The sequence below is a fragment of the Actomonas aquatica genome, from assembly GCF_019679435.2.
GTDB lineage: Bacteria > Verrucomicrobiota > Verrucomicrobiia > Opitutales > Opitutaceae > Actomonas > Actomonas aquatica.
Genome location: NZ_CP139781.1, coordinates 1,610,804 through 1,629,300 on the forward strand (window position 1 = coordinate 1,610,804; position 18,497 = coordinate 1,629,300).

The window sequence follows — 18,497 nt, forward strand, 5'->3', positions numbered from 1 at the left end:
GTCCCGGGGCCATCCGGGATGGCGTCCGCTCAAAAAAAATCGCCCAACGCCGGGAGCGTTGAGCGATTCAAAAAAACGGGGTCGTCGCGGGATCAGAGCGAACCGCAGAAGCGGGCCAGACGATCCAAGCCCTTTTGCAGGGTCTCGTCCGAAGTCGCGTAACTGATGCGCAGGAACCCTTCGGTGCCAAACGCACTGCCCGGCACGGCGGCAACCTTTTCGCTCTCCAGCAAACGCGAGCAGAACTCCATGTCGGGCACGCCAAAACTGGAGACGTTCGGGAAAAGGTAGAACGCGCCCTGAGCGAGCTGACAGTCGATACCGGAGATGGCGTTGAGTCCGGCGTGGACCAGTTTACGTCGACGGTCGAAGGCCACCAGCATCTCATCGAGCGCCGCCTTCGTTTTGTCCCACTCGGTATACGCCGCGAGCGCGCCCCACTGGGCGAAGGTGGTGGCATTGGACGTCATTTGGCTCTGCAGATCGGCGATCGCGGTGGCGATCGGCGTCGGCGCGACAATCGTGCCCAAGCGCCAACCCGTCATCGAAAAGGTTTTGGCGAAGCCGGAGACGATGATGGTGCGCTCCCGCGCTTCGGCCGAAAACGACGCCGGCGAAACATGCGTGACGCCATCGTAGAGCAGGTGCTCATAGATTTCGTCCGACATGATGTAGAGGTTGTGCTTCACCGCGACGGCCGTGATGGCCTCCAACTCCTCACGGGTGTAAACTGCACCAGACGGATTGGAGGGTGAATTGAGAATGATCAGTTTGCTCTTCGGCGTGATCGCCGCTTCGACCATGTCCGGCGTGAGCTTAAAGCCGGTCGCATCGGTCGCCACGACCACCTTGGGCGTCGCCCCCGCCAGCTTCACCATCTCGGGATAACTCACCCAAAACGGCGCCGGCACGATCACCTCGTCACCCGGCGAGCACAGCGCGAGGATCGTAAGGTAACAGGAGAACTTGCCACCCGGACTCACGACCACTTGAGCCGGCTTCGTCTCCAGGCCGTAGACGTCGGCGTATTTCGCGGCCAACGCCTCGCGCAGCGGCGGGATGCCGGGGGTCGGGGCGTATTTGGTTTTACCATCCCGCAGCGCCTGCGCCGCGGCCTCCTTGATGTGATCAGGGGTGTCGAAGTCGGGCTCACCGGCGGCGAACCCACAGACGTCTTCACCGGCTGCTTTCAGGGCCTTGGCCTTGGCGTCGACAGCAAGCGTCGGCGACGGCGAGACATTCAGGGCCCAGGTGGATAATGGGGAGGGGGCTTGGCTCATGGTCAAAACGGGACGGAACGCTTGGTCGCGTTCGTCAAATAATCAAGTTCATCGGGAATGCGCGCCGCCAGTCTGAGCGACCGGATCGGTCGCGCGCAAAAAAGAAGCCCCCACCAGCGGTGAGGGCTCGCAAATCTGTGCGGAAGCTAACCCGCGACTTAGCGGGACTTCTTGCCCTTCTTGGCGGCTTTCTTGGCCGGAGCAGCTTTTTTGGCCGGAGCCTTTTTCACCGCGGCTTTCTTGGCCGGCGCTTTTTTAGCGGGAGCCTTTTTCGCCGGAGCGGGCTTGGCAGCGGCCTTCTTGGCGGTCGCCTTCTTCTTGCCCTTGGCCACGGTGGGCTTGGCCGGTTTGGTCACCGCGAGGTCGTCGAGTGCCGCGCGCAGGAGCTCACCCACGCTGACCTTCTTTTTCTTCGAGGTGCGGGTCAGCACCGTCTTCATGTCGCCCGGCAGGCGGACCGAAATCTGACGATGCTCTTCACGAGTGCTCTCGTAACGATCAAAGTTGTAGGAAGCGAGAGCGAGGCGAACCACTTCACTGGTGGACGCGAGACCCATCTTGGACTGGGCGGACGTGATCTTGCTGATCAACGAAACCGGCAGGTCAAAGGTGAGCGGGGAAGCGGGGCTGGGAGCTTTTTTTGCCATGGCAGAGTGACGTTCAACCGGAGAACAGGAGAAGAGAGTGCTCAAGGCAATCCACGGGACCGCCCACCAAGCAATGCTAAACTGCCGTCATTGCCCGGTTTGAGCCATTCTCCGACCACAATTACGCTGTATTGACGCTTTCCCTACCCTGCCCGACCGCGTCGAGTCGCGCGATCGCGCCCGCATTAGGAGAGCGCAGCCACCAATTCACACCGCGTCGATTCACTTCCGCCCACATAAAACGTGCGCGGCATTTCGAGGTCGAAACGTCGTAACGGCAGCGGCGAATTCGCGATGAACGTCACGTCTCCTCCCGCACCGCGCACCATCGCGATGCCTGCCGCGATATCCCACAACTTCACGTTGTGATCGACCACGCCGTCGAACAGGCCGGCGGCCACGTAAGCCAAGTGCAACGCACTGCTGCCGAGCGCCCGAATCTTGTAACGGCTGACCAGCGCTTCGCCGTGGCCGGGAAATTCTCCCTGCGCATGCGGGCTGTGGAAACCGATCACCGACTTCGATCCCAACGGTCCCGGACGCACCCGCACAGCCTCTGCGCCATCCCACATGCCGATCCCTGGCCCGCCATGCATCAGCACGCGCCGGGCGGCGTCATAGATTACCCCATACACCGGCTCGCCATGTTCCAGCAGGGCCAACGAGATCGCACACTGCGCCAGGCCGGTGGCAAAGTTGTTGGTGCCGTCGATCGGATCCAGCACCCAAGTGAAACGACTGTCAGCCTCCAACACCCGATCGGTGAGCAACTCCTCGCTGAACCCACGGTCCTCCGGATGGGCCTCCGCCACCGCCGCCAGAATCGCGCGCGAAATCGCATGGTCGATCGCCGTCACCCGACTGCCGTCCGCCTTCCATTGGCTGCTGACCTGCCCCAGATTTTCGTGCAGGCAGTCAACCTGACCGAGCACCACCGTCTTGGCGGTGGCGATACGTCGTTGCAGATCAGAATCGGTGGCAGTCGTGGCTTCGGACATGTTTGTGTTCAACATGCGACAAGCCCCGGACACATGGCATCAAAAAAGTCCCCGCGACGACGAAGCGTAACGCGGGGACTAGAAAATCACTCGTAATCGTAGAGCTGCGGATCGCGGCGCGGCGGCCGCAGGCGACTGCGGAAGCGGTGCCGCTTTTCCTTGGGCTCGGGGGCGCCTCCTTCCGGCCCGCCTCCCATGCCGCCCATGCCCATGGGATCGCCGTAGGGATCCATGCCGTCGCCGCCGGACTCATCGCCCATCATGTCTTCGAGCGAATCGGGATCGGCCCCCTCCTCCAACTTGCGCACGACTTCTTCCATTTCACCATCGAGCTTTTCGCCGGTGAGTTCGGACATGCGGCGCATCATGCGCCCCATCGCCTTGGGGTCGTTTTCGTCGACGTTGGCAAACTCACTTTCCATCGCCGCCATCGCGGCCTCCATGCGCGGATCGTCCGGATCGCCGCCTGCTCCTCCCCCGACGTCCGGCGGCGGCTCGTCGCTGCTGCCGCCCTTGGTGATGGCGAAACCCGAGACCATCTTGCTCATCTTAAACTTCGGGTTGTCGGGGCATTTGGGCACCGTCTGACCTTGGGCCAGCGACTTGGCGTAGAACTGGTAGACGGTGTTATTGTCGGGACAGTAATACTCGTAAATAGGCATGACGAAGGGACAAAAAAGAGGAGCACCACTGCACTCCTCTCCTTCGGCTTGGCAAGCTCGCAGCGAAGCTCCGATCAGCGCAGCGGAATCCAGACGGAGGTGTCGGCGTGAAACGCCTGCCAGGCGAACCAGAAGCAGGAAATGACCGGCAAGTTCTCGCGCGTCGTCATATCCTGCACCAGCACGTCCCCCGTATCGGCGTTGTAGGTTACTTTGATCGTCTGAGCGCCGATCGCATCGTAGAGTTGTCCCTTCTCCTGCAGCTTCGCCAGCGGCCAGCAACGTTGCGCGTCCTCGCCCACGTATCCCACCACTCGCTCCTTGGTGCTAAACTCGTTACGGTTTACATCGAAGGGAAAGATCGTCGCGCGATCGAACGCGTAGTCGCCGTAGGGCCAGTCACCAAGGTAATCCACCGCAAAGCCTGTCTCGCGGGTCAGCACTTTGCCGGCCGGAAAAGCCTGCTTCCAAGCAGCCCAGGACATGCGTCGCACCGGAAGGAGTTCCAACGCCGTTTCGTTGGCCTCGCCCGCGATCGACGCCATCCCCATCTGCGACCACAGGCTCTCCGTCGCATGGTCATACATCAGCAGGCAACTGTTATAGAGCACGCCCGACACCCCGAAAGTCCGCGTCGAACCGTCGGGATTGTTGCCCGGCGCGAACGCGATGCCCGAACCGCTCAACGCACTGTAGGTGATCGCCACCGGGATGTCGCCGAACTGGTCATTCACCACCTCGTGCCATACCAGAATGCGCAGCGGATAGGCTCGGGTCTCCTCCCCCATCGTGATGCTCAAAACCTCATCGGTATCCGCCAGCCAATCACCCGCCGTGAGGTCACCCCACTGCGGTTCCATGATCGCCTGAATACTGTCTTTGGCGGGAGCCGCACGCACCAGGTGCGTCGCCGGCACCGAACGTTCATCAATGTTAAAACCGTTGATGGTGGCCGCGACCAACGGGTTCAGGAGGGCCGAGGCGCCGAGAAACACCACGAGTGCAAGTGGGCGTCTCCAAGCGCTTACGGCTGCGAAGAGAGCTGGGTAATTCGCAGTAAGCATCGGGTAGGGTCGTGCGTGCAATGTCCGACGACGGTGCCACGTTGGCGACAGAAATTTTACTTATTCCCAGTATTCGAATTACGAACACCTACGGACGCCGCGGCGAGCCGATCCCCCGCCGCCGTCCCGCCCCCGGCGCTTCCAACTGATGCCCGTGCAGCACATTGGCTCCGCCGGCAGCATTCAGTCGGTCAAGATAGCCCGCCAATCGGCGCCGCCGTTCGTCAGTCTCGCCGAAGATGTCGAGCTGTCGGGCACCGTCCTCCACCCCCGACACTTTGATGCTGATTAACCGAAGCGGTCGCCGCTGCGTCCAGGCCTGTTTCACCAACTTGGGAATCAGCGCATAAAACGCCGTCTCAAGATCCGACGCCTCCGGCAGGCTCCGCCCGACTGACTCCTGGGTAAAATCCGGGTATCGCACCAGCAGCGTGAGCGTGCGCACGCGCTTCCCGTCTGCCCGCACCTTGGGGAGCAACGAGTCCACCATCCCTTTGGCGATAGCCTCGATCGCCGCGACGTCGCGGATGTCCTCCCCAAAGGTCTCCTGCTGCGAATAGCTCTTGGCCTCGCCTCGCTCCGGGTTCACTGGCCGATCATCCTCGCCCCGACACCGCGCCAGCCATTCCCGCCAGTCCCGCCCAAACAACGACGCCAGTTCGGCCTCCCCGCGATCCACCACGTCACCGATCCGATGCACGCCGCGGTTCGCCAAACGTTCCTGCGTCTTCTGGCCGATCCCGGGCAACACCCCAATATCAAGCGGCGCCATAAACGCCGCTTCCCCACCCCGTGGCACCACCACGAACCCACGCGGCTTGCGCAGCTTGCTCGCCACCTGAGCCACGAGCCGATTGGCCGCGATGCCCATCGAAACCGGAATCTGCAACACGTCCCAAATCCGCCGCTGCAACTGCCGCGTGCGCGCCTCCACCGCCGCATCATCGGCCAAACCACAGGGCCCCAGATCCAGATACCCCTCGTCGATCGAGTTGCGCTGCACCAGCGGCGTCACCTCCTCACACAGGTCAAACATGCGCCGCGACACCCCGGCGTAGTCGCCTTCATGCGGTAACAAAATCAAATCCGGACACGCCCGCAGCGCCCGCTGTGTCGGCATCGGCGTGTAAACCCCGGCCGCCCGCGCCTCATAACTGGCCGAAGAAATGATGCCCCGACTCCGCCCGCCCACCGCGACCTTTTTACCCCGCAACTCCGGCCGCAGCGCCAGCTCGACCGAAACAAAAAACGCATCGGCATCGAGGTGGACAATGGCAGCGGGTTTCACCGCTCCACGCAACGAGCGGTGCCCGCCGCTGGCAAGCACCGCCCCGCAAATCCTCCCGCCGCATCGTGTCGTGCGCTCAGAACCGCTCTGCCGCGGCCGCTTCGCGCCACTCGCGGGAATGCTCCCGGGCGATCGCCTGCAACGGCTCGGTGCGGCCATTGGCCGAGACCACCACCAGCTCATCGTCACTGCAGACCACCAGACAGAGCTCCAACGCGTCCGGATCCGCCGCCGCTTCGGGCGAGAAAACCATCACCACGTCGTCACCATCGCGCACCGCGACCACCCGATGCCAGCCGTCTTCCCGCATGTTGGCCGCAGTGACTTCCATCATCGCGATGCGTTCGTTCAGCGAGGGGGCCGAGTCCAGTTGATAGACGCCCACACTCGCACTGTGCACCGCTTCCATGGCCCGCAGGGCTTCCGGCGGCACGTCGTCCACAAAACCGGCCACAAACCGCACCAACCCGATCGCCCCCGGACCGACCGAGAACTGCACCGTGGTGGTCGCATCGCCCTTCACCACGCGGTGAATGGCCGAGCGCAGTTCACCGGCTTCCCGACTCAGGCGGAACATGCTCGCGGCCTCCACCACCGCCACGACGGTCATCGCCGCCAGCATCACGAACAACCAATGCAACCAACGGAAACCGCGGCGCGCCGGGCGGGAGGAGGTGGAGGGAGAAGCGGACGTAGTCATCGTATGGATACGTTAAAGGTTGGGACAGGCGGGAGCAGCGATCAGCCGATTTCAGGCCGACTTGCCGTGCGCTTCCTTGAGCTTGAGCTCGCGCAGCGGCTTGATGTCGAGGGAGTCGCCGAGCTTCGCGATCTGCTCGATCGCGACGTCACCGACCACGTTGACGAGCACGGCTTCACCGTCGCCGCTCATGACCGTGACGACCACACCGTGGATGGTTTCACCCTCGGCCTGCTTGATGAAGACCGCGACGTTGTCGCCGCTGTTCTCGCGCACCGTTACGACCTGCTCCCAGCCTTCGTTGGCCAGCTTGCCGCGCAGGCTTTCCATACGCTCGAGCGTCGCCGCGCGATTGTCGTCGTTCACGCCGAAAACGTTTACCCGCACGCGCTCCAAGTTGTTGAGCAAGGCCGCGACTTCGGGTTCGTCATTCTGCGTGAACGCCGCGGCGAGGCGCAGGAGGGATCCGTTGATGTCGACCTCGACATACTTGTCGCCGGAGCCGTCCGACATCTGATCGAAATCAACATAACCCGGCGAAGCGGCGAAGGCGGAAACAGCGAGGACAGAAGCAACCGTAACGGCAGCGGTGATTTTTTTGAGAGAAGCGATCATGGCAAAAAGGAGGGTTGAGGATTTAAGCGGCCGACCATCGGTCACTCATGCCTACATCACCCCCTCATTTGCCCCGGGGTTGCAGAATTCTGCCAAAAAAGTTTCCGGCCCGAATCGTCCTAGCTGCCGATTGGCGCCACGCCATCCCATCGCATCACCACGTCGCCGGTCTCCCGTGAGGCCGCGAGATCCACGTCCAGTCGCAGCTCCCAATCCCCGAGTCCCTCACCGTCGATCAAAACCTGGGCCACGTGCCAAATGGAGCCGTCTTCCTCGATGTGCGTGTGTTTGGCCGCGCGTCCTTCCGGGTCGAGCCGCAGGCGCTCGCTCGCTTCGAAATAGGGTCGCCACGCATCCTCGACCGCCAACGCCTCACTGCCGGTGCGTTGGGCGATGGTCTCAAAATCGCCCGCGTTCGCATCCTGCAGAACACCGTGCACCGCAAAGCGCACCAGCCGCAGAAACGCCTTGGCGTCGCGCGTGATGTCGACCGGCGTTTTGCGCTGCGGCTTATCCGGAGTCTCCGCCGCCTCGAAGTCCGGGTTCTGCATGCGTTCCCACTCCTCCAACAAACTCGAGTCGATGCCGCGAATGAGCTCACGGAAATACACTTCCAGTTCTTCGACCTCCTCCGTCTTCGCCGCCGCCGGCACCGTCTGGCTCAGCACCTTCCACGTCTGCGACAAGTGGCGCAGTAACAGGCCTTCACTGCGCTGCAGTCCGTAGCGCTTCACGTAGTCGGCAAACGAGTCGTAGCGCTCGAACATTTCCCGCGCGATCGACTTGGGTCGCACGTTCTCCTGCTCCACCCACGGGTGCTTCGCCGCAAACTCGTTAAAACGGTCGTAGAGAAAATCGCGCAACGGCTTGGGATGCTCGATCGCGTCCAGCTTATCCATCCGCTCTTCGTAGCCGAGTCCCTGCTCCTTCATCTCGGCCAAGGCTTCGGTCTTCGCCCGGTCGATCTGCTTCCGCAGGATCGCATCCGGATCCTCCACGATGGATTCGCACAACGTCAGCACATCCAGCGCGTGATCCGGCGACGTCACATCGAGCAGCGGCAGCGTATCGATGAGGAAAAGCGACAACGCGTGATGCAGTGAAAAGTCCTCCTGCAGTTCCACGTTCACCCGCAGTTTTCGGCCGCCGGCCATCGGCCCACTGGCGCCATCGAGCCGACGTTGCGGCTCCACGATACCACGCTCAATCAGGCCGCGAAACAGCTGCCAGGCGCGTCGCCGCAACTGCTCTTTTTTGTGCGGGGTTTCATGACAATCACGAATGAGCCGCTGCATCGCCCGGCAGCCGTCGCCCGGGCGCGAGAGCACCAGCAGCAACATGCCGTGCGACACGCCAAACTGGGAGCTCAGCTCCTCGCACGGCGCGTCCTGAAGTTTCTGATACGTGCGCTCGTCCCACACCACTGCGCCCGGCGGCGCGGTGCGGCGCACGAGCTTCTTTTTCTTTTTCGGGTCGCTCGCCGCCTTGGCCTCGGCGCGCTTGTTTTCGATGATGTGCTCGGGCGCCTGCGCGACCACCAGTCCTTCGTTGTCGTAACCACGCCGCCCGGCGCGGCCGGCCACCTGCCGGAAGTCGCGCACACTCAGAACCGCCGCCTTTCGGCCGTCGTATTTCCACAACTGGGTGAAGACGACCGTGCGAATCGGCACGTTGATACCAACGCCCAGCGTGTCGGTGCCGCAGATGATTTTGAGCAGGCCCTGCTGCGCCAGCCGCTCCACCAGGATGCGATACTTCGGCAACAGCCCGGCGTGGTGCACGCCGATCCCGTGCCGCAGCCATCGCTTCATATCCTTGCCGTAGGGACTGTTAAAACGTTCGCCCTCCAAGGCCTCGGCCAAGCGCGCCTTTTCCTCCTTGGAGGTCAGGTTGAGACTCATCCAGCCCTGCGCCGACTCCGACGCCGAGCGTTGCGTAAAATACACAAGGTAAACCGGGGCTTTGTCGCCCTCCACCAACTCCGCCACCCGCTCCGTCAGCGGCGTTTCCGAATATTCAAAGGTCAACGGCACCGGCCGGCGATCACTGCGCACGGTCACACTCGGTGCCGCCGTGACGCGCGTGAGTTCACGCTCGAAGAACGAGGTATCGCCCAGCGTCGCCGACATCAGCAGGAAACGGCACTGCGGCATCGTGAGCAGCGGCACCTGCCACGCGTAACCGCGCTCGGAGTCACTGTAGTAGTGAAACTCGTCCATCACCACCACCCGCACGTCCGAATCCGGTCCACGCGCGAGCGCGATATTGGCCAGGATCTCCGCCGTGCAGCACAGGATGGGCGCGTCCGGATTCACCGCCGCATCCCCCGTCATCATGCCCACGTTTTCCGGCCCGAAATCCCGGCACATGGAGAGGAATTTTTCATTCACCAGCGCCTTGATCGGGCACGTATAGACCGAGCGCTGGCCCGCGCACAGCGCCCGGTAATGAGCAGCCGACGCAACGAGAGATTTGCCGGAACCGGTCGGCGTATTGAGGATGACGTTGCTGCCCGCAAACAGCTCCAGAATCGCCTCCTCCTGCTCGTCATACAGTTCCAGACCCCGCTCGCTCATGACCGTCAAAAACCGGTCGAGCACAGCGTCGGAATCAAAGGGAGGCGGAAGTGGTGGAAGCAGCGCGGACACAGGAAAAGCCCCCAACACGACGGCACTCCCGGCGGAGTGCAAGCGTCGGCTAGCCCGCCGCAACTCGTCGCTTGTCCCCGGCGCTGACGCCCCATAAGACTGGCTGCCCCATGAGTCGCTGGATGCGGTTACCCCTCCTCATTGTCAGTGCCACCGCTTTCGCGGGGATTTTGCGTGCCCAAACCCCGACCACCGCACGCCCCCACTACACCGTCGGCGTGCTGTCCGACAATTTCCCCTACGCCTACTTTCCCGCCAACGAGGTGCATCCGGTCGGATTTGCGGTCGAGTTACTGCAGGCGATCGTCGATACGAGCCAGTTGGATATCGAATGGGTGGTCGGCGGGACCCTCGATATACAACAACGTTTCCAAGCCGGCGAGATCGATGCACTGATCGCCTACGCCTATTCGGCAGAACGCGCCGAGCGCTTCGCGTTCACGCGCCCCTATCTGGAAATGTCCGGCAAGGTGTTTGTGCGTCCCGAAAACGCCGGCTGGGACAACCTGAGCGATTTGCGCGGGCGCCGCGTGCTGGTGCACCGCAACAGCCTGGGCGAACAGGTGCTGCGCGAACAGGGCTTGGCCGAGAGCATCGTCTACGCCGACTCCGTCAACGCCGCCATGCATCGGGTCTCGGAGGGCGATGGCGACGCCACCCTCGTCACCATCCTCTCCGGCGCCTCCATCGCGGAGCGCGACCGGCTGAATCTTGTGCCGACCGCCATCACGGTGCCCGACTACGACGTCGACTACTGCATCGCGGTGCAAAAATCGCAGCCCGACCTGCTCGCCACCTTGGACGAGAGTCTCGCCATCCTCTATCGCAACGGCAGCTACGAGACCATCTACCGCAAGTGGTTCGGCCGACTCGAGCCCCGCCGCTTCACCCCCGTGCAGGTGCTGCTGGCGGTCTGCGCCGGTCTCGTCGTCGCCCTCGTGGTCGCCATGGTCGCCGCGGCCCACCAGCGACGCCTGCGCCGGCAACTCACCACCACCCTCGACGCCCTCACCGAGTCCGAGCAACACTTCCGCGAAGTCTTCGACGCGACTCCGATTGGCTTGTTGGTGGTCAGCAGCACCTCGTCGCCCTCGCCCACCGGCTTGAACCTCGATGACGCCAATCCCGCGGCGCATCGGCTCTTCGGTTGGCGGGAGCCTCCGTTCAACGCCGAGCTCTCCGCCAGCACGCCCGTCTTCGCGCCCCTCTGGGAAGGCATTGCCGCCGTGCGCGCTCACACCTCCCCGCGCCCGGCGGATCTGCGCATCGACCTGCCGGACGCGCCCCCCCTGCACCTGCGTTGGTCGGCCGTGCGTGATGATCAACGGATCCTCGTCGTCATCGAAAACACCACAGCCCAGGTGCGGGCGACCGAAGAGCTACGGGCCAGCGAACGCCATCTCCAGCAGACCCAAAAACTCGACGCCCTCGGCAACCTTTCCAGCGGCATCGCCCACGATTTCAACAACGTGCTCACCAGCATCCTCGGCAACATCGAGCTGCTGCGCCTCGAAACCGCCCCGGATTCTTCCGCCCAGGAACTGACCGAAAACATTCTGCGCGGCAGTCGTCGCGCCCGTGACCTGGTGCGGCAGATTCTCACGTTCAGTCGCCAGTCCCCGCCCGAGCGCAAACCGGTCGATCTGCGCGAAATCATCGGCGAGACCCTGCAGCTCGTTCGCGCGGCGGTGCCCCGTTCCATCTCGCTGCCGAGCAAGCTCCCGGCCTCCCCGTGCGTCGTCTCGGCGGACGGCACGCAGATCCACCAAGTCATCCTCAATCTCATCACCAACGCCGCCCAAGCCATCGGCGACGCCCCCGGCGAGATCACGGTCACCCTCGAGGAACGCACCGTGCGGGCCCGCGCCGACACCCGCTCGCCCTTCGGGCTACCCGCCGACCGCTACCATTGTATTACTGTTTCGGATACTGGCCCCGGCATGCCCGCGGAGGTGCTGCAGCGGGCGATGGAACCGTTTTACACCACCAAGCAACAAGCGCGCGGCACCGGACTGGGACTATCCGTCGCCCACGGGGTGGTCACCCAACATGGCGGTATGCTCCGCCTCGAAAGCACTCCCGGTGAAGGGACCCGCGCCGAGGTTTGGTTGCCGATTTCCGCCGAACGATTGCCCGAAGGCGCCTTGGATCTGCTCGACATCGAACCGGTGGCCGACGACGAACCGTTGATCCTGGTGATCGACGACGAACACATCGCCGCCCACACGGTCGCTCGCATGTTGAAACGCCTCGGCGCCGTGCCCGATGTGCACGAGAACCCGCTCGAAGCCCTCGCGAAATTCCACGCCGCGCCTCAGCGCTATCGCGCCGTCCTGTGTGATCTCTCCATGCCTGAGCGCAGCGGGCTTGAGGTATTGCGCGAGATCCGCGCAACCCGCCCGGATTTACCCACGCTCTTGATGACGGGATTTTGGTCGAATGGCTCCCGCGACAAAGCGCGGGACCTCGGGGTGAACGTGCTTTGTGAAAAGCCGCTCTCGATCACCGAATTGCACGCCTACCTCACGCTGCTCCTTGAACGATAGCAGCGCAGGAGGCGCGAAATCGTTCAGCTGCCGATTTCTTTGTCGGCGACTTCGCGACGACGCAGGTTGGCCTTTTCGCGATCCGTGAGGAGCTGGCCCATCGGCACCTCGGGACGAGCGTCCGCGCGGGCCTGCAGGATTTCCATCTCTTCATCGGTCATGAGCTGCATGTAGTCCTGCAGGGTATAGCCGTATTGGTCCTGCACCGGTTGCGCGCGCACGGTGCCCCGCTCGTAGCGGCGGTCTTCCTCGCGGTCCTTGGCCGCGCCCATGGCAGCACCCGCGGTGCCTCCCACGGCGGCGCCAATGGCCGCGCCGGCGGCGGTTTCGCCTGATTGGTGACCGATGATGCCGCCGATGATCGCACCGGCGACGGCACCGGCTTCGGTTCCACGGCGTTCATGGGTGTTCGGCGCGGAACACCCCACCATCAACAACAGGCCGAGGCCAACAACGGAGGAAGTGAGAGTCTTTTTCATAACAGGTATCTTGGTTTCGACCCCTTGTGACGTTCCAAGTTCGGCAAAGATTCACTCCCGCGGCAAAATTCCCGCGTCGTCCCTCCTGAAATCTCTGCGCTTGCCGCCCCCAAAGCCCCTCGGCTAGTTGCTCCTCATGGGTCGCCAATGGCTGCACGCGAAACGTGCCATCGTTAACAACAAAAAGGGTCAATTTGTCGGGAAACTCGTCAAAGAGCTTTCGGTCGCCGCCAAACTCGGCGGACCCGATCCCGACGCCAACCCGCGCCTCTTCGCGGCCATGGAAAAGGCCCGCAAGGCCAGCGTCACCCGCGAGGTCATCGAGCGCGCCGTGCGCAAGGGCGCCGGCATCGGCGACGAGAAGATGGTCATGGAGCACGTCGTGTTTGAGGGCTACGCCCCGCACAAGGTTGCCGTGATCGTCGAGGCCTACACCGACAACGTGCAGCGCACCACGCCCGAGATCCGCGTGCTCTTCCGCAAGGGCACCCTGGGGCTCGCCGGCAGCAACAAGTTCCTCTTCGAACACGTCGGCATCGTCGAAGCGTCGCACGCCGACACCGGTTTGGACCCCGAGGAAGCCGCCATCGAAGCCGGCGCCAACGAGGTGGAGTCCCTCACCAACGAGCAAAACGACGACATTCCGGAGGACCACCTCGGCGCGCGATTTCTGGCCGAGCGCACCGACACCCACGCCGTGTCGACCTGGCTGGCGAAAAACGGCTGGTCGGTCGTGACCGCTGAAATCGGCTACGTCGCCAAGATGTTCCCCGACCTCGACGACGACCAACGGGCCGAGGTCGGAGAATTCCTGCAAGCGCTCGAGGACCACGACGACGTGCAGCGCGTCTGGGCCGCGGTCCGTTGAGGCTGGGTGATTAACGCTCGTCCGGACGGCGGTTGAGCGGCGGCAACGCCTCGCGCAATTCGTTGGGCTGACCGTCCCGCTTGATCAGCTCAAAGCGATCGTAGAGCCGCCCCGTCGCGGTGCGGGCTTCGAACGACAGGGTCTGCCCGTCGACGCTGATGATCTGATACAGCTGCGTGTCTTCCGCCGAACGCACGAAGGCCTCCTGCGTGATCTCATACATCTTGGGACCGCTCACCGATACGACATACACCGTGCCGATGGCCGGATCGTAAGCCTGGTTGTAGCCGGCGGGCAGGTTGTGAATGCCAACCGTCGCCGACACATCGCCCGTGCGGGCATAGGTGTGGTCGTGACCGGTCAACACGAGGTCAACTTTGTGCGCGTCAAACACGGGTTTCCACAGCTCGCGCAGCTTGGGATTATCGCGGTTCTTGGCCGGCGAAAAGATGGGATGGTGGAAGGTGACAATCGTCCAACGCTGCGGGTTGTTCGAAAGCACCTGCTCGAGCCACGCCACCTGCTCCTCCTGCTTTTCGTTGGAGTTGAGCGCGATGATGCGCGCCCCCTGGTAGTCGATGTAGTAGCAGGTCTCCTCGAGACCGGCGGGCACCGCTTGCTCCGGGAAGGAGAACTGCGGCCGCCAGTGCTCGGAGATGCGGCGCTCACCCTGCACTGCCACGCGATCGCGTAGCGGCAGCTTGTCGGGTTGCACACCGCGCAAGGTCGCGAGGTTGTAACCCGTGAGCGCGGTGAAGCCCGCATCCATACCGGTGATGAGTCCCTGCGCATCAAGCAACACGGCCGCACGACGTCCATCGGTGGCAGTCGCCTCGACCCGCGTGCCGACCTTGGCACCGGCGGGGTCGCGCAATACTTCGAGTTGCACCGACACCGCGACCGTTTCGCCGTTGGCGGTATCCCACAGGCGGTCGGTTTCCGGTCCGGCGCCGTAGCGATAATACTCGTGGTTACCGGGCGCGGCGATTACCGGCACCGTCGCATTCACCCACCCCGGCGCGCCGAACCACTCGCCCCACTGGGCATCGTTGTTGGCGTTGTTGATGAGGTCACCAGCGTGCAGCGTGAACGCCGCGCGCGGCGCATCACGAAATGACTCACGAAACACGCGTGACCAATGCGTCTTCACGTCGTTCTGCGCGTCGCCGAAGTAAACGAACTTAAACGGCTGAGCGTCGCGCGAGGCGGTGCGGAAGTGGAACCACTCGCTCCAGTTGAGGCCGTCCCCCACGCGGTAAGCGTAGAGCGTGTCCGGCGTGAGCCCCACAAACTCGGCGTGGTGCTGGTGCGCCTCACCGAGGTTGCTGACAAACTCCTCGGTCTCGGCCGCGATGCGCACCGGCTGCAGGGCGCGACCGTTGTCGTTGGCGATCGCGAGTTCCGCGACCGCGCGTTCGATGCTGGTGTCGGTGCGCCAGGTGACGGTCTGGCTCGTGCTGGGATCACCGGTCCACGTGAGCACGATGCGATCGGGCAAGGGCCGCGGGGCGTGCGCGGCGGACTCGGCGTAAGCCGTCGGCTGCCAACTCACGGCATCGAGATGGGTGCCGGGCTCGTCATGCGCCAAGGCGGCTGAGGTCGTCACTGCCAGCAGGAGCGCGGGTCGGAAAAAAGAATAAGTGTTCATATCAAAAATAGCGCCGCCGCCTGCAGATTGGCAGCAGACGGCGGCGAAGAAGGTTCAGAGTCGAAGCGGTTTAGAACGTGTAGGTTGCGCCGATCGTCGCGCGCCACGAATAGGTGGTGAAGTCCTCGGGATTGTCGGTGCGCAGGTAGCCCTGATAGGACATCTGCGGCTCGTCGGTGAGGTTGCTCACGTTGAGGAACACGTTGAGCTTGTCGCTGAAGCGATAGCTGCTCTCCCAATCGAGCGACTCGTTGGCGCCGAACCAGTCGTCGAGCGTTTCGTTGCCGTCGAGACCTTCGAGGTAGTCGGAACGGTAGCGGTAGCTGAGCTGCCCGCGGAACTTGCCGCGCACGTATTCCAACGCCGCGTAGTAGATGCGGTCGCTGAAGCCGTAGGTCGGCAGCTCTTCGTCCAAGCGACCTGGATACTTGCCATCACTCTCGGTGAAGGTCGCGGAGAGCGAGAGGTAGAAACCGTCGAGCACCGAAGGCAGGAAGTAGAGCTGCTGCCGTGCGATGAGTTCGATGCCGTAGTTCGTCGCGCCGAGGGCGTTGTCGACGGTGGAGAACTCGTAGGGACCCAGCGGATCGATGATCGGGTAACCGCTGGCATCAAACTCGGAGAAGTTGGTGGTCCGCTCGTAGTAGAAACCCTTCATGTCCTTGTAGAACAGGCCCACGGAGTAGAGACCGGCGCGCTCGGTGTAATACTCGAGCTGCACGTCGAAGTTGTCCGAAGTGGTTTCGGTGAGGTCGGGGTTGCCGCCCTCGGCGTTGCCGTCCTCGTCGATCTCGATGCCCTGCACCAGCGCGTCCATATCGGGTCGGCTGTAGCTGCGGTTGTAGCTCTCGCGCAGGATGAGGTTCTTACGAAGCTCGTGCCGGAAGTGGATGCCCGGCAGCCACACATCGAAGTCCTTCTTGCCGTGCACGACGGTCGGGTTGAGCGCGTCGGTTTCGTTGAAGGCGTAGGTGTCGGACTCGAACGTATTATGTTCGTAGCGCAGGCCCGCGATCATCTGATGACGGCCCTTGGTCAGCGTGCCCATTGCGTAAGCCGCCGTGATGGTTTCCTTGGCGGTGAAGTCGTCCACCACGCTGTCGAGCACCGCGCCTTCTTCATCCAGGCTGAAGAGATTTGGCTGGCTGGCGAAAAGCGCTTCGAGGGCATCGATGTCCGGCTCAAGATACATCGTCACGCCCATCGGCGCGTAGTTGCTGGCACGCATGACACTGGCATAGGGAAACCCATCCGCCGCGGAATCGGTGCGGAAATTGCGCTCCTGTTTGTCGCGCGTCTTTTCGTTGGAACGATACTTCGCGCCAAACTTGAGCGAGCCGCTCAGGTCCTCGCCCACGAAGGACTTTTCCCAGTCGGCTTTGAAGCTGTAGACTTCCTCTTCCACGTCGTTGGTTTCCAGCCCCATATCGCCGCGGGAAATGTTGTTTACGTCCATCGGATCGACGCCGTTGCGAATGGTGTAGATCGGCGCGGTGCGGTCGGTCTGGTCGTAATCGAGCTGATAGCCCGAGCTGCGCACGGTGAAGCTGGTGTCGCGATCGCGGCTATCCTCGTTGGTCGAATAGAACGCATCGAAGTTCATCGTGATCGTATCCATCTCGTAGATACCGCCAAAGGAGAAACCGTAGAGGTCACCGTCGTCGTGGTTTTTTTCGTTTTGGAAGCGGATGTCGGTCAGGCGGTCGGGTTCACCGCGACCGGTGTTGTAGTCCATCTCCGCGATGTAGCGGGTGTTGGAAACCGTATAGAAACGATTGCGGGCCTTCTCGGCGGTCGTTTCACGATCGCTCCAGAAGGGTTTGAAATAGAGCGTGGCCGACTCGGAGAGACGCAGGTCAAACGCCAGATTCACGCCCAACGACTCGGTGTCGCGGAAGTTGGTCTGCGGGGTGCCGTTGGTGTGAAAGTAAAGCGGCTCGGCTAGGTTCAGATCCGGGCGGGAAGCGGGGTCGATGAAAGCGTAGTCCTTGTCGAGGTTGTCGTAATCGCGCGAGGTCTTGTAGGAGCTGAGGTTGAGGCTCAGGCCAAAGTTATCCTCGCCGCCGAACGCGTTGTAGAGGTCGCTGAACGACAGGCCCACGTTGTGGCCCCAGGAGTCGTTTTTGTCGTAGTAGACGCCACTGGCCGTGACGCTGGCGACGCGGCCCTCACGCTGAAACGCGGAGCGCGTCTTCACATTGATGATACCACCAATAGCGTCGCCGTCGCGGTCCGGCGTGGCGGCCTTGATAACCTCGATGTTGCTGATGCCATCGGCCGTCATCTGGCTGGTCGAGAAGTTGCGGCCCGTGCCGCTGGTGGGCATGCGGTTACCGTCGATCTGGAACGAATTGTATTTCGACTCGAGACCGCGGATGTTCACGCCGTTGGGTGTGCCGTCTTCGGACTCGTTTACGGTGAGGCCCGGCAGACGCTGCAGGGCGTAGCCGATGTTGCCGCCGATCATGTTGCCGAAGGTTTCCTCGGACACGACGTTCACGATGCCCGCGGCGGTCTTCTGCTGGTTGACCGCGAGAGCCTGGCCACGCGCCTTTTCGCTGACCGTGAAGGCCTCCATGCTGAGCACCTCGCTGGCGAGGCGCACGTTGACTTCAACGGTCTCGGCGCGGCGCACCGTGACGGAGCCGCGCCATTCGTCGAGGCCGACGTATTCGACCTGCAGCGTCTGGCTGCCGGCGGCGACCTCCGGCAGATAAAATCTACCGTTCGCGTCGGTCGCATCGGACGCCGTGCTGCCGATGACCGTGACGATCGCACCTTCGAGCGAGCGCCCCGAGGAATCGTCGGAAACGCGGCCGCTGATGCCGCCGTTGTCCGAGGTTTGAGCCGAAGCGCGGAATCCAAATCCCAACGCCACGAACGTAGTCAGCACGGCGATACAACGCCGGCCGAATTTGTGGTTTTGCATGAGTGTTGTGTTACGAGTCGAGACAGTGCGGCCGTCACAGGACCAACCATCGCGATCAACCCTCCGCCCGCACGCTCAGCAACCTACCCGGCAATTGTGACCAAACGGCGTCCTTTGGCTTACAA

14 protein-coding genes are annotated in these 18,497 nt (G+C 62.9%); 2 read left to right on the top strand and 12 right to left on the bottom strand.

The window, feature by feature from the left end:
- Positions 1-92 precede the first annotated feature (92 nt).
- The 9 genes from K1X11_RS06230 to K1X11_RS06270 all read right to left on the bottom strand — a co-directional run bounded on the left by K1X11_RS06230 (position 93) and on the right by K1X11_RS06270 (position 9,830).
- On the bottom strand, positions 93-1,280 hold the full coding sequence (locus K1X11_RS06230) for a pyridoxal phosphate-dependent aminotransferase (RefSeq protein ID WP_221030873.1): 1,188 nt from the start codon (positions 1,278-1,280) through the stop codon (positions 93-95).
- A 158-nt stretch (positions 1,281-1,438) separates the two neighbouring features.
- Positions 1,439-1,927, bottom strand: a complete 489-nt coding sequence (locus K1X11_RS06235; protein WP_221030874.1) for a hypothetical protein — start codon at positions 1,925-1,927, stop codon at positions 1,439-1,441.
- A 185-nt stretch (positions 1,928-2,112) separates the two neighbouring features.
- Positions 2,113-2,925: an inositol monophosphatase family protein gene (locus tag K1X11_RS06240; protein ID WP_221030875.1), complete on the bottom strand. Its 813-nt coding sequence runs from the start codon at positions 2,923-2,925 to the stop codon at positions 2,113-2,115.
- Positions 2,926-3,011: 86 nt separating this feature from the next.
- Positions 3,012-3,587, bottom strand: a complete 576-nt coding sequence (locus tag K1X11_RS06245; RefSeq protein ID WP_221030876.1) for an FmdB family transcriptional regulator — start codon at positions 3,585-3,587, stop codon at positions 3,012-3,014.
- A 74-nt stretch (positions 3,588-3,661) separates the two neighbouring features.
- Complete coding sequence (locus tag K1X11_RS06250; RefSeq protein WP_221030877.1) at positions 3,662-4,585, bottom strand: DUF3179 domain-containing protein; 924 nt, start codon at positions 4,583-4,585, stop codon at positions 3,662-3,664.
- A 154-nt stretch (positions 4,586-4,739) separates the two neighbouring features.
- The gene (locus K1X11_RS06255) at positions 4,740-5,939 is read right to left on the bottom strand and encodes a Y-family DNA polymerase (protein ID WP_221030878.1); all 1,200 of its coding nucleotides are present in this window, start codon (positions 5,937-5,939) and stop codon (positions 4,740-4,742) included.
- A gap of 76 nt (positions 5,940-6,015) precedes the next feature.
- Positions 6,016-6,639 (bottom strand): hypothetical protein, encoded by a 624-nt coding sequence (locus K1X11_RS06260; protein ID WP_221030879.1) that lies wholly within the window; start codon positions 6,637-6,639, stop codon positions 6,016-6,018.
- Positions 6,640-6,690: 51 nt separating this feature from the next.
- The gene (locus tag K1X11_RS06265; protein ID WP_221030880.1) at positions 6,691-7,254 is read right to left on the bottom strand and encodes a DUF4252 domain-containing protein; all 564 of its coding nucleotides are present in this window, start codon (positions 7,252-7,254) and stop codon (positions 6,691-6,693) included.
- A 119-nt stretch (positions 7,255-7,373) separates the two neighbouring features.
- On the bottom strand, positions 7,374-9,830 hold the full coding sequence (locus K1X11_RS06270) for a DEAD/DEAH box helicase (protein ID WP_221031110.1): 2,457 nt from the start codon (positions 9,828-9,830) through the stop codon (positions 7,374-7,376).
- Between the two features lie 182 nt (positions 9,831-10,012).
- On the opposite strand from K1X11_RS06270, the gene K1X11_RS06275 reads away from it, so the two are divergent.
- Positions 10,013-12,448: an ATP-binding protein gene (locus K1X11_RS06275; RefSeq protein ID WP_221030881.1), complete on the top strand. Its 2,436-nt coding sequence runs from the start codon at positions 10,013-10,015 to the stop codon at positions 12,446-12,448.
- A gap of 23 nt (positions 12,449-12,471) precedes the next feature.
- Here the strand turns inward: K1X11_RS06275 and K1X11_RS06280 are convergent, their stop codons facing one another.
- Positions 12,472-12,927 carry a glycine zipper domain-containing protein gene (locus K1X11_RS06280; RefSeq protein ID WP_221030882.1) on the bottom strand — a complete coding sequence of 152 codons (456 nt, stop codon included), beginning with the start codon at positions 12,925-12,927 and terminating at the stop codon, positions 12,472-12,474.
- 136 nt (positions 12,928-13,063) lie between these two features.
- On the opposite strand from K1X11_RS06280, the gene K1X11_RS06285 reads away from it, so the two are divergent.
- On the top strand, positions 13,064-13,795 hold the full coding sequence (locus K1X11_RS06285; protein WP_221030883.1) for a YebC/PmpR family DNA-binding transcriptional regulator: 732 nt from the start codon (positions 13,064-13,066) through the stop codon (positions 13,793-13,795).
- 10 nt (positions 13,796-13,805) lie between these two features.
- On the opposite strand, the gene K1X11_RS06290 is transcribed toward K1X11_RS06285, so the two are convergent.
- The gene (locus K1X11_RS06290) at positions 13,806-15,443 is read right to left on the bottom strand and encodes a fibronectin type III domain-containing protein (protein ID WP_221030884.1); all 1,638 of its coding nucleotides are present in this window, start codon (positions 15,441-15,443) and stop codon (positions 13,806-13,808) included.
- A gap of 70 nt (positions 15,444-15,513) precedes the next feature.
- The gene (locus tag K1X11_RS06295) at positions 15,514-18,372 is read right to left on the bottom strand and encodes a TonB-dependent receptor (RefSeq protein WP_221030885.1); all 2,859 of its coding nucleotides are present in this window, start codon (positions 18,370-18,372) and stop codon (positions 15,514-15,516) included.
- Between the last annotated feature and the right edge of the window lie 125 nt (positions 18,373-18,497).

Bases quoted from the DNA above. Each gene is read 5' to 3' on its own strand.
- K1X11_RS06290 (WP_221030884.1), bottom strand. From the start codon at position 15,443: ATGAACACTTATTCTTTTTTCCGACCCGCGCTCCTGCTGGCAGTGACG.
- K1X11_RS06245 (WP_221030876.1), bottom strand. From the start codon at position 3,587: ATGCCTATTTACGAGTATTACTGTCCCGACAATAACACCGTCTACCAG.
- K1X11_RS06270 (WP_221031110.1), bottom strand. From the start codon at position 9,830: ATGAGCGAGCGGGGTCTGGAACTGTATGACGAGCAGGAGGAGGCGATT.
- K1X11_RS06235 (WP_221030874.1), bottom strand. From the start codon at position 1,927: ATGGCAAAAAAAGCTCCCAGCCCCGCTTCCCCGCTCACCTTTGACCTG.
- K1X11_RS06280 (WP_221030882.1), bottom strand. From the start codon at position 12,927: ATGAAAAAGACTCTCACTTCCTCCGTTGTTGGCCTCGGCCTGTTGTTG.
- K1X11_RS06240 (WP_221030875.1), bottom strand. From the start codon at position 2,925: ATGTCCGAAGCCACGACTGCCACCGATTCTGATCTGCAACGACGTATC.
- K1X11_RS06260 (WP_221030879.1), bottom strand. From the start codon at position 6,639: ATGACTACGTCCGCTTCTCCCTCCACCTCCTCCCGCCCGGCGCGCCGC.
- K1X11_RS06275 (WP_221030881.1), top strand. From the start codon at position 10,013: ATGAGTCGCTGGATGCGGTTACCCCTCCTCATTGTCAGTGCCACCGCT.
- K1X11_RS06230 (WP_221030873.1), bottom strand. From the start codon at position 1,280: ATGAGCCAAGCCCCCTCCCCATTATCCACCTGGGCCCTGAATGTCTCG.
- K1X11_RS06295 (WP_221030885.1), bottom strand. From the start codon at position 18,372: ATGCAAAACCACAAATTCGGCCGGCGTTGTATCGCCGTGCTGACTACG.
- K1X11_RS06265 (WP_221030880.1), bottom strand. From the start codon at position 7,254: ATGATCGCTTCTCTCAAAAAAATCACCGCTGCCGTTACGGTTGCTTCT.
- K1X11_RS06285 (WP_221030883.1), top strand. From the start codon at position 13,064: ATGGGTCGCCAATGGCTGCACGCGAAACGTGCCATCGTTAACAACAAA.